The sequence below is a fragment of the Natronomonas salsuginis genome (assembly GCF_005239135.1).
GTDB classification, from domain to species: Archaea; Halobacteriota; Halobacteria; order Halobacteriales; family Haloarculaceae; genus Natronomonas; species Natronomonas salsuginis.
Genome location: NZ_QKNX01000001.1, coordinates 132968 through 142111, shown reverse-complemented (window position 1 = coordinate 142111; position 9144 = coordinate 132968). Strand labels below are relative to the sequence as shown.

The window sequence follows — 9144 nt, the reverse complement described above, 5'->3', positions numbered from 1 at the left end:
AACAACTGGCCGTCACGACGGCTCACTCGAAGCGCTTCTCGACGCTCTCGGCGTGGGCCTCGAGTCCTTCCGTCCGGGCGAGCGTGGTCACCGTCGCGCGGATCTCGGCGAGGGCATCGTGGTCGAGTTTCTGCACCGTCGTCGACCGCAGGAAGTGGTCGACCGAGAGGCCGCCGGCGACTTTCGCCAGCCCCCCGGTCGGGAGCACGTGGTTCGGACCGGAGGCGTAATCGCCAGCGGCGACCGGAGAGTTGTCGCCGAGAAACACGCTCCCCGCGGAGCCGATGCGATCCAAGAGCCCCTCCTCGTCGTCGGCGACGATCGAGAGGTGCTCGGCGGCGTACTCCTCGGCAAAGAGGACGGCTTCGGACATCGATCTGGCCGAAAGGACGCCCGACGCGTCGTTGTCGAGGGCCGCCTCGATAGTCTCGGATCGGTCGCGTTCCGACACCTGCGCCTCGCAGGCCACGACCACGCTCTCGGCGGTCTCGGGGTCGTCGGTCACGCAGACGACGGAGGCGTTCGGATCGTGCTCGGCCTGAGCGAGCATGTCGGCGGCGACGAGGTCCGGATCCGCAGTGTCGTCACAGACGACGAGCAGTTCGGAGGGGCCGGCCAGGAAGTCGATCTCGACATCCCCGCGGACCTCGGCCTTCGCCGCTGTCACCCACTTGTTCCCGGGACCGACGATCTTCTCGACGGAGGATATCGTCTCCGTCCCGTACGCGAGCGCCGCGACCGCCTGCGCGCCGCCGATCTGATAGACGGCGTCGGCACCGGCGACGTGGGCGGCCGCCATGGTGGCTGGATTGAGCTCTTCGGCGGGCGGCGTCGCGACGGCGACGTGATCGACGCCCGCCACTTTCGCTGGAATCACACCCATCAGGACGCTCGACGGGTAGGCTGCCGTGCCACCGGGTGCGTAGACTCCAACACGGTCGATCGGTCGATACCGGCGACCGAGTTCGCGACCGTCAAAGGAGTCGCGCCAGTCGTCGGGGACCTGCCGTTCGTGAAACGCGCGGACGTTTTCTGCCGCCGTCTCGATCGCGTCGCGGACGTCGGCGTCGACCCGATCGTGCGCGCGCTCGGCGTCGTCGGTGACGTCGAGATTGCCGATCGTCACGTCGTCGAACTCCTCGGCATAGGAGCGGAGGGCGACGTCACCCTCCTCGCGGACGCGGTCGATGATCTCGCGCACCGCCGACCGAGCGTCATCGACGCCGGCGTCGCGGTCGAAAAGCGCCGCCCGCTCCGTCGGGGAGAGGTCGGCGACAGCTCTCACGTTCATGGCCGATGTTGGACCGCGACGTGCAAAGCGGTTTCCTTCCCAGGCGTCCGACTCGCCCCACGGATGAGGAAAAACACTTTGCCTCCCCGTCGCCTATCGAAAGGCAATGTTGAGCGCCGTCATGGAGGACTACATCAAGGCGATATACGCCATCGGGAACGACACCGGTGAGCGCGTCGGGACCTCCGAACTCGCCGAGTATCTGGACGTCACCTCCCCGACGGTCTCCAGTATGTTGAAGAAACTCGAAGAGCGCGGGCTCGTCGACCGCGAGGAGTACCGCGGCGTGAGGCTCACCGAGGAAGGCGAGATCGTCGCCCTCGAGATTCTCCGTCACCACCGCCTGTTGGAGTCGTTTCTGACCGACCACCTCGACTACGACTGGGCCGACGTGCACGAGGAGGCCGACCGGCTCGAACACCACGTCTCCGAGGAGCTGACGGCGCGAATCGCCGACGCGCTCGACAACCCCGGCGTCGACCCCCACGGCGATCCGATTCCCGACGCGGACCTCAAACTCCCAGATGAAAGGGGGCGGTCGCGGCTCTCGGACGCATCGGAGGGTGACCGCGCCATCGTCAGACGCATTCGCCACCAAGGAGACGAGGAACTCCGGTACCTCTCGGACGCGGGGATCGAACCGGGAACCGAGGTCGAAGTCCTCGAAGTCGCCCCGTTCGGACTCGTCACCGTTCGGACGCTGAACGGCGATCAGAGCCTCCCGAAAGAGATCGCCCGATTGATCGAGACGACGCCGGCGACTGAAGCCGAAGCCTGACTCGTCACTCGAGCGGCCGGATCCCGGAGACCGCGAGCACCGACCTGAGCGTGAGAAACGCGATGAGCGCACCCCCAGCGAGCATCGTCGGCGCGGAGAACATCGCGGCGGTTTCCGGTGTGACGACGAGCCTCGAAAAGCCGCGGATCACGAAGCTCAACGCCACGAGGCCGAACGCGAGCGCGGAGAGTTTCACGAACGTGGCCTGCTGCATCGGCTGTCTGATCGCCGTCGGTTCCACGGAATAAAAATGCTATCGATGTTCGAACCGGGTCGCGATATCAGAGCAGGTCGGCGTCCTCGAGCCCGTTCATCAGGTCGTCGACGAGCTCCTCGACCGAGTCGTACGGGAAGTCCTGACTGTCACCGGCTTTGGCGTTGAGTTCCATCGCTGTCATGGAGAAGTCACCGGATTCGAACTTCGTCCCCGGCCCCTGCGGGAGCGCCGGGAGGAGGTCCATCGGACTGTTGACTGGGTACTCTGCGCCCTCGAACGCCTCGGTGAACTGCTCTCGGAGCTCGTCTTTGTCTACCATCGTAGCCACGTATTCAACATACACTTAGTTTAACGTTGTGATTCGGGGAGTGGCGACGGTGACGGTTCCCGTTGCCGGCCCTGTCCGAGTACCGAGGTTTAACATCCTCAGAGCGCTGGTACAGATACATGCAAGAGGACGCGGGGGCCAACCCAAACTCGCCGGGGGAGGCTCGAACGGAACCGCCCGACGGGCCCGAGGACCTGCTCGCGACGTTGTTTCGAAGCGGGCGGGCGAACGCGATGTTCGCGTGGCCTCTCGTCAGCGTTTTGGGCCTCGTTCTGGTCGAGAGCTTCCTCGATTTCGACCGCCTGTGGATCCTCTTCGTGACGACGATTGGCCTCATCGTGGTCATCCCGCCGATCGCCTACCGAGACTGGCGGGTGATGCTCCCCTGGGAGGTTCTCATGCTCGCGCTCGCGCCAGTGTTGGTCCGCGGGCTCTTCGGGGGGGAGCTTGGAACGTTCGCGTACTACCTCTCGGTCGCGGGATTGGCGCTCATCGTCACCGTCGAGTTGCACATGTTCACCCGAATGCGGATGACCCACTGGTTCGCCGTAGTGTTCGTCGTGATGACGACGCTCGCCTCGGCGGCTGCGTGGGCCGTCGTGCGGTGGAACGCAGACCGGCTGCTCGGCACCGAGTTTCTCTCGACGCCGAGCGTGACCGGCGAGGAGGCCAACGCGATGCTCATGACCGAGTTTGTCTGGGTGACGCTGGCCGGAATCGTTGCGGGAGTACTCTTCGACGCGTACTTCAAACGGCGCGGACGGCTGCTCGGCCATCGGCTCCGATGGGTGATACAGCGATGACGCTGTTGCCCCGACCATCGGTTCCGAACCAACGGCGCCTCACCCGAGGGATACAACTTCTGTTGATCCTGCTCGTCGTCTACGGAGTGGTCGTGGGGGAGCCGAAGGCGATCACCAACGGAACAATCTCGCTTTTGATCACGTTCGCGCCGGCAGTGATGGAGCGAAACTACCAGCTCCCGCTCGACCCGTGGCTGGGCCTGTGGATCACGCTCACCGTCTTTTTGCACACGGTGGGATCGGCCGTCCTCTACGCGCGCCTCGGTTGGTGGGACCACCTGACACACGCCATGTCGGCATCACTTATCGCGGGTGTGGGCTACACGTTCGCCCGCGCGATCGACATTCACAGCGATCGGATCTATCTCCCCCGTCAGTTCTACTTCGCCTACGTGCTCGTCATCGTCCTCTCCTTCGGCGTGATCTGGGAACTGTTCGAGTTCGGGCTGGATCTCGCTGCTGACGCGACGGGGATCACCATGCCGCTCGCACAGCACGGCCTCGACGACACGGTTCGAGATCTGATGTTCAATTCGCTCGGCGCGCTCGCAGTCGCGGCGTTCGGACAGGTTCACCTCTCCGGGATCGCGGAGCAACTGTTGGAGGAACTCGTCCCGGAGTACGCCGAAGATCGTTGACTGGAACCGACAACAGGTGAAGAGTCCGGCGGGGAGATCAATCGGTCCGTTCGACCACGCCACCCATCAGAGCGCGAACGTTCTCCTCCTCAGAGGACCCAACCTGGGTCGGATAGACGCCGACCGTGATGAGGTGATCGTTGGTCGTCTGCACGCTTTCGGTGATGTGGATGTTCACGTCCACGGTGGTCCCGTTGACCTGTGCTTTCCCCTCGAAGATCGATTCGACCGTCTCCTGGTCGAGGATCCTGACTTCGCCGTCGGAGACGTGCTCGACGTTGTTGATCCCCTCGAAGTCGGCTTCGAGCAGGTCGACCAACTCCCTCGTGGACATCTCGGCGATCGGATTGAACGCCTGCCCAGCGATCGAGATCTGTGGCGAGGTGAGGAGGACGAACGCCGCCACTCGAACGCTACCGAAGGGGCCAAGACTGATCGACTTCTCGTGCTCCGTGAGGTAGTTCGTGACGACGATCTCCTCGGAGACCCCTCCGAACCCGACGGTTTCCCGCACGACGAGATCCCGGACGTCGGTCTGTTCGTACCCCGTCTCCTCACGAACGGCGGGGTCGACCCCGGCCGGCGTCGCTTCGTACTCGTCCAATCCAGCGGTTCCGAGACAGCCAGAGAGCGCTGAGACGGTGAGTCCGCCCGCCCCGGCGAGGAGTGCTCTTCGTCTCATTCGGCGTACCTGGGCACGTGATACATATGGGTTTGTTGGCCGAAATGCTTCGCTCGGAGCAGCGACACGTCACCGTGAAGAGGGTGGCCAGACAATATGGAACATGGCTCGTCGGGTCACGGACGGCGTCACGCTCCTTGAGATCGCGTGGCCCGAGCCGATCGGCGCGAACGCGTACCTCGTCGACGATGGGGAGGTGACGCTCGTCGACGCCGGAGTGCCGCTCCCCCGCCGCTCGCTGACCGGCCAGATACGAGCGGCCGGATACGCCGTCTCTGAGATCGATCGCGTGCTCTTGACGCACTACGACATCGATCACGTCGGGGGGTTGGCCAGGATCGACCTCGACGCGCCGGTCTACGTTGGCGCGCTGGATTGCCGCCTCGTTCGTCGTGCGTGGTCGCCGTCGTGGCGGCATCACAAGGGGGCGTTTCACCGGATCGTGCGACGGCTGTACCCGCTTTCGGGGATCGAGCTTCGCCCCGTCGTCGACGGGGACCGGATCGGCGGATTCGACGCGTTTCACACGCCGGGACACAACCCTGGTCACACGGTGTATCTTCAAGAGGAGTTGGACGCCGCGATGCTCGGTGATCTCGTGTGGAACACCGCGACCGGGTTCGTCCCGCCGCCGTGGATCGATTCGTACGACACCGATCGGATCGAAGCGAGCATCGCCCGGATCGCCGGGAAACGCTTCGAAGCCGCATGCATGGGTCATGGAACTCCTCTTTCGAGCGGGGGTGACCGCGCGCTCGGAGCGCTTTCGGACGGGCTCTCGGCTCGGTGACTGCCGAACCGTGATCTTGAAACGCGGCCGCAACGCATCCGGGACCATGCATCCACGAGCCGAAGAGTTCACACGGACCGCGAGGGACGAGTACGGCATCGACGTCGACGTACGGGAGTTTCCCGAGGGGACGAAGACGGCGGCCGACGCCGCCGAGGCAGTCGGCTGTTCCGTCGCACAGATCGCGAGCGGGATCGTTCTCTCGGCCGGCGACGGACTCGTCGTTTCGGTCACGAGCGGTGCGAACCGCGTCGACATGGCGAAGATCGCCGCTACCGTGGGCGTGAAGCAGGACGACGTATCGATGGCCGACGCCGACGCGATAAAGGAGACGCTCGGCTGGTCGATCGGTGGCGTCCCGCCGTTCTGTCACGCCACCGAGGTTCCGGTGTTCATGGACGAGACGCTCGCGGAGTTCGAGACCGTGTGGGCCGCTGCCGGAACGCCGAAGGCGGTCTTCGAGATCGAGCCGGAGACGCTCGCAGAACTCGCTGACGCACCCCTCATCGACGTCAACCAGTAGTCCGGCCTCGGGGCGATGGAGAGGCCGCCGACCGTGGGCAGGGTATTATCAAAGCCACCATACATGACACATATTATTATTCGAAGGCGCGTAGAATAGTAATTTTATTATATCTTTGCCACAAATTGATAATCAGAGATGGATCTTACCAGACGACGACTGTTGGCCGCCGGAGCCGTAACCGCTTTCTCCGGCGGTGTCGCCGGCTGTCTCGACCGCTCAGGTGGACAGACGGGAGGGGAAACGACCGGAACGACGGCGCAGGCGTCGTTTTTCGTCTTCGGCGACGTCACCTCGCAGGTCGCGGGCGACGCCGCAAACGCCGACCTCCTCGTTCCGGTGGGCCAGCACGGCCACGGCTGGGAGCCCGGCCCGAGGGTGCGCGAGGAAATTCACGGGGCGGACCTCTTCGTCCATGGCATGGACGGCTTCCAGCCGTGGGTCGACGACATCAAGCGCGACCTCGATGCGGACGGCTCCGACGTCGTGCCGATCGATGCCAGCGCGGGGATTTCGCTGATCGAGGCCGGGCACTCCGACCACCAAGAGAATCACGAAGACGAGCACAACCACGAAGACGAGCACAACCACGAAGACGAGCACAACCACGAAGACGAACACAACCACGAAGACGAACACAACCACGAAGACGAACACAACCACGAAGACGAACACAACCACGAAGATGAAGAGGGACACGGGCACGACCACAGCGGAGGGATGGACCCTCACTTCTGGATGGATCCACTTCGCGTGAAAGAGGCGGTTGGGAACGTCCGTCGAGGACTCACGGAGGTAGACGCCGAAGATGCCGACGTGTACGCCGAGAACGCGGAGGCATTCAACGGCCGCCTCGACGATCTCCACGAACGAATCGAAACGATCGTCGCCGATGCGTCCAACGACGTCATCCTGATCGCGGGCCACGATTCGTTCGGATATTTCTCCGACCGCTACGGCGTGCGGATCGAAGCGCTCACGAGCGTCTCCCCGGACGACATTCCGACGCCCCGGGATATCGAGGCCGCCCAGGAGGTCATCTCGACACACGATCTTCGATACATCTGTGCGGACCCCCTTGAATCGCAGGCGGCGGCCGAACAGTTGGTCGCCGAGACCGACGCCGAGGAAGTGCTCCCACTGACCGCGATGCCGGGACTGACCGACGAGTGGGCGGGGGACGAGTGGGGCTACCTCGACGTTATGGAAAACGTTAACCTTCCAACGATAGAGCGGGTATTGAACGCATAATGACAGCGGTCGAGGTCGACGACGTCACGTTCGCCTACGGCGAGCAGCCGGTCGTCGAGCGGGTGACGCTCGATATCGACGAGGGGGAGTTCCTCGGCCTCGTGGGACCGAACGGTTCCGGGAAGACGACGCTGCTCAAGCTAATGATCGGCCTTCACCGACCCGATAACGGCACGGTGACCCTCTTCGACGAGCCCGCCCACGCCTTCGACGACGGGGAGCGTATCGGTTACGTGCCGCAGGACGTGACGACCGCCCAAAGCGAGATGCCGATCACCGTTCGGGAGGCCGTCCGGATGGGCCGCTATCCGTACCGATGGGTCGGCCGGTTCGACGATGGGGACCGTCGAGCGATCGACGGAGCGATGGAGCGCGTCGGAATCACGGACCTCGCCGATCGACGTGTCGGGCGTCTCTCGGGGGGACAGCGACAGCGCGTGTTCATCGCCCGGGCGATCGCCTCGGAGGCGGACCTGTTGGCGCTCGATGAGCCGACGGTCGGCGTGGACGCCGAATCCCGAGAGACGTTCTACGACCTGCTCCACGGACTGAACGACGAGGGACTCACGATCGTGCTTATCGAGCACGACATCGGCGTCGTGACCACTCACGCGTCCGAAATAGCCTGTCTCAACCGGGAGCTGTTCTTCCACGGCGACCCCGAGCGCTTCGTCGAAACCAATGCGCTGGCAGACGCGTACGGCGGCGCACAGGGCGTCGTCCACCACGACCACTGATGAATCCAAACGACACACCGAGAGGAGCGGTCGATCCCGCGTTGACAGTCGCCGGACCCATCGGGGAGCTACGGGACGTGATTCTCGATGGCGTCTGGGGCGGCGCGATGCGGTTCGTCGCGGAGGTGAGCGGTATCGACGCCCTCGGCTTCGCGTTCATGCAGCGAGCGTACTTGGCCGCGATCTGCATCGCACTCATCGGTCCGCTCGTCGGGACGTTCCTCGTTCATCGGGAGATGGCGATGATCGGCGATACGCTCGCCCACTCGGCGTTCGCCGGAGTCGCTGCCGGACTGTTCGCGAACGCGGTGTTCGCGGTGACCCTCCCGCCGTTGCTCGTGGCGCTCGTGGTCGCCTCGCTCGCCGCGTTGCTCGTTCAGATGCTCATCGATTACGCCGGCGCCTATCGGGATACGTCGCTGGCCATCGTCCTGACGGGATCGTTCGCGATCGGCAGCGTACTGATCACGGCGACCGACGGCGGGATCTCGGTCGGCATCAACGCGTATCTCTTCGGTTCGCTCGCGACGGTGTCGCGGACGAACGCCGCACTCCTGTTGGGAATGACGATCGTCGTTGGCGCTGCGATCGCCCTCGCATACCGCCCGCTGCTGTACGTGACCTTCGACGAGATCGGGGCCCGCGCGGCCGGCCTCGACGTGGCGCGATACAATCGGCTGCTCGCGGTGTTGACCGCCGTCGTCGTCGTCGGGGCGATGCAGATCATGGGCGTCATCCTCGTCGCCGCGATGCTCGTGATCCCCGTGGCGACGACGACGGCAGTGAGCGGGTTCAAGCGCTCCGCCGCGGCCGCGGTCGCGGTCGGGCAGTTCGCGACGATCACCGGCGTCACGCTCTCGTACGTCTACGACGTCGCCGCAGGCGGGACGATCGTGCTCGTGGCCATCTCGGCCTACCTCGCCGCGGCCGTCGCCAACCGCATCCGACGGCGACCGGTGGACGCCCGACGAACGCGCTCTGAGGGTGCTCGATCCGCCCCGATCTCGAACGGCGACGACGGCGAGTGAGCAGCGGTCGTTCGCGTTGGCTCTCGGACAGTGGGGACGACCGACGAGTATTTTTCCCCGTGGAGCACAGGTCATCGT

General features: G+C 64.6%; 12 protein-coding genes. 8 read left to right on the top strand and 4 right to left on the bottom strand.

Translation table 11 applies throughout. The features are described 5' to 3' along the window. Positions 1-22: 22 nt before the first annotated feature. Positions 23-1291 carry a histidinol dehydrogenase gene (gene hisD / locus DM868_RS00810; protein WP_137274964.1) on the bottom strand — a complete coding sequence of 423 codons (1269 nt, stop codon included), beginning with the start codon at positions 1289-1291 and terminating at the stop codon, positions 23-25. 106 nt (positions 1292-1397) lie between these two features. Here hisD and DM868_RS00805 point away from each other — a divergent pair, with 106 nt between their 5' ends. Beyond that, positions 1398-2069, top strand: a complete 672-nt coding sequence (locus DM868_RS00805) for a metal-dependent transcriptional regulator (RefSeq protein ID WP_137274963.1) — start codon at positions 1398-1400, stop codon at positions 2067-2069. A gap of 4 nt (positions 2070-2073) precedes the next feature. Here the strand turns inward: DM868_RS00805 and DM868_RS00800 are convergent, their stop codons facing one another. After that, complete coding sequence (locus DM868_RS00800; protein ID WP_137274962.1) at positions 2074-2283, bottom strand: hypothetical protein; 210 nt, start codon at positions 2281-2283, stop codon at positions 2074-2076. Positions 2284-2350: 67 nt separating this feature from the next. Beyond that, on the bottom strand, positions 2351-2605 hold the full coding sequence (locus DM868_RS00795; RefSeq protein ID WP_137274961.1) for an MTH865 family protein: 255 nt from the start codon (positions 2603-2605) through the stop codon (positions 2351-2353). A gap of 128 nt (positions 2606-2733) precedes the next feature. On the opposite strand from DM868_RS00795, the gene DM868_RS00790 reads away from it, so the two are divergent. After that, the gene (locus tag DM868_RS00790) at positions 2734-3417 is read left to right on the top strand and encodes a hypothetical protein (RefSeq protein ID WP_170964401.1); all 684 of its coding nucleotides are present in this window, start codon (positions 2734-2736) and stop codon (positions 3415-3417) included. Next, positions 3414-4055, top strand: a complete 642-nt coding sequence (locus tag DM868_RS00785) for a hypothetical protein (RefSeq protein WP_170964427.1) — start codon at positions 3414-3416, stop codon at positions 4053-4055. The genes DM868_RS00790 and DM868_RS00785 overlap by 4 nt, the downstream gene beginning before the upstream one ends. A 37-nt stretch (positions 4056-4092) precedes the next feature. Here the strand turns inward: DM868_RS00785 and DM868_RS00780 are convergent, their stop codons facing one another. Then, positions 4093-4737, bottom strand: a complete 645-nt coding sequence (locus tag DM868_RS00780) for a DUF6517 family protein (RefSeq protein ID WP_137274960.1) — start codon at positions 4735-4737, stop codon at positions 4093-4095. A gap of 103 nt (positions 4738-4840) precedes the next feature. On the opposite strand from DM868_RS00780, the gene DM868_RS00775 reads away from it, so the two are divergent. From DM868_RS00775 to DM868_RS00755, 5 genes are all read left to right on the top strand, one after another. Next, positions 4841-5527, top strand: coding sequence for an MBL fold metallo-hydrolase (locus tag DM868_RS00775; RefSeq protein WP_137274959.1), 687 nt, complete (start codon positions 4841-4843; stop codon positions 5525-5527). A 46-nt stretch (positions 5528-5573) separates the two neighbouring features. Beyond that, positions 5574-6050, top strand: a complete 477-nt coding sequence (locus DM868_RS00770) for a YbaK/EbsC family protein (RefSeq protein WP_137274958.1) — start codon at positions 5574-5576, stop codon at positions 6048-6050. 138 nt (positions 6051-6188) lie between these two features. Further along, positions 6189-7301, top strand: coding sequence for a metal ABC transporter substrate-binding protein (locus DM868_RS00765; RefSeq protein WP_137274957.1), 1113 nt, complete (start codon positions 6189-6191; stop codon positions 7299-7301). Beyond that, complete coding sequence (locus DM868_RS00760; RefSeq protein ID WP_137274956.1) at positions 7301-8038, top strand: metal ABC transporter ATP-binding protein; 738 nt, start codon at positions 7301-7303, stop codon at positions 8036-8038. Before DM868_RS00765 ends, DM868_RS00760 begins: the two co-directional genes overlap by 1 nt. Beyond that, positions 8038-9066, top strand: a complete 1029-nt coding sequence (locus tag DM868_RS00755) for a metal ABC transporter permease (RefSeq protein ID WP_137274955.1) — start codon at positions 8038-8040, stop codon at positions 9064-9066. The genes DM868_RS00760 and DM868_RS00755 overlap by 1 nt, the downstream gene beginning before the upstream one ends. The last annotated feature ends 78 nt before the right edge of the window (positions 9067-9144 follow it).

Coding starts and splice junctions, on each gene's coding strand:
- hisD (WP_137274964.1), bottom strand. CDS start 1,291: ATGAACGTGAGAGCTGTCGCCGACCTCTCCCCGACGGAGCGGGCGGCG.
- DM868_RS00805 (WP_137274963.1), top strand. CDS start 1,398: ATGTTGAGCGCCGTCATGGAGGACTACATCAAGGCGATATACGCCATC.
- DM868_RS00800 (WP_137274962.1), bottom strand. CDS start 2,283: ATGCAGCAGGCCACGTTCGTGAAACTCTCCGCGCTCGCGTTCGGCCTC.
- DM868_RS00795 (WP_137274961.1), bottom strand. CDS start 2,605: ATGGTAGACAAAGACGAGCTCCGAGAGCAGTTCACCGAGGCGTTCGAG.
- DM868_RS00790 (WP_170964401.1), top strand. CDS start 2,734: ATGCAAGAGGACGCGGGGGCCAACCCAAACTCGCCGGGGGAGGCTCGA.
- DM868_RS00785 (WP_170964427.1), top strand. CDS start 3,414: ATGACGCTGTTGCCCCGACCATCGGTTCCGAACCAACGGCGCCTCACC.
- DM868_RS00780 (WP_137274960.1), bottom strand. CDS start 4,737: ATGAGACGAAGAGCACTCCTCGCCGGGGCGGGCGGACTCACCGTCTCA.
- DM868_RS00775 (WP_137274959.1), top strand. CDS start 4,841: ATGGCTCGTCGGGTCACGGACGGCGTCACGCTCCTTGAGATCGCGTGG.
- DM868_RS00770 (WP_137274958.1), top strand. CDS start 5,574: ATGCATCCACGAGCCGAAGAGTTCACACGGACCGCGAGGGACGAGTAC.
- DM868_RS00765 (WP_137274957.1), top strand. CDS start 6,189: ATGGATCTTACCAGACGACGACTGTTGGCCGCCGGAGCCGTAACCGCT.
- DM868_RS00760 (WP_137274956.1), top strand. CDS start 7,301: ATGACAGCGGTCGAGGTCGACGACGTCACGTTCGCCTACGGCGAGCAG.
- DM868_RS00755 (WP_137274955.1), top strand. CDS start 8,038: ATGAATCCAAACGACACACCGAGAGGAGCGGTCGATCCCGCGTTGACA.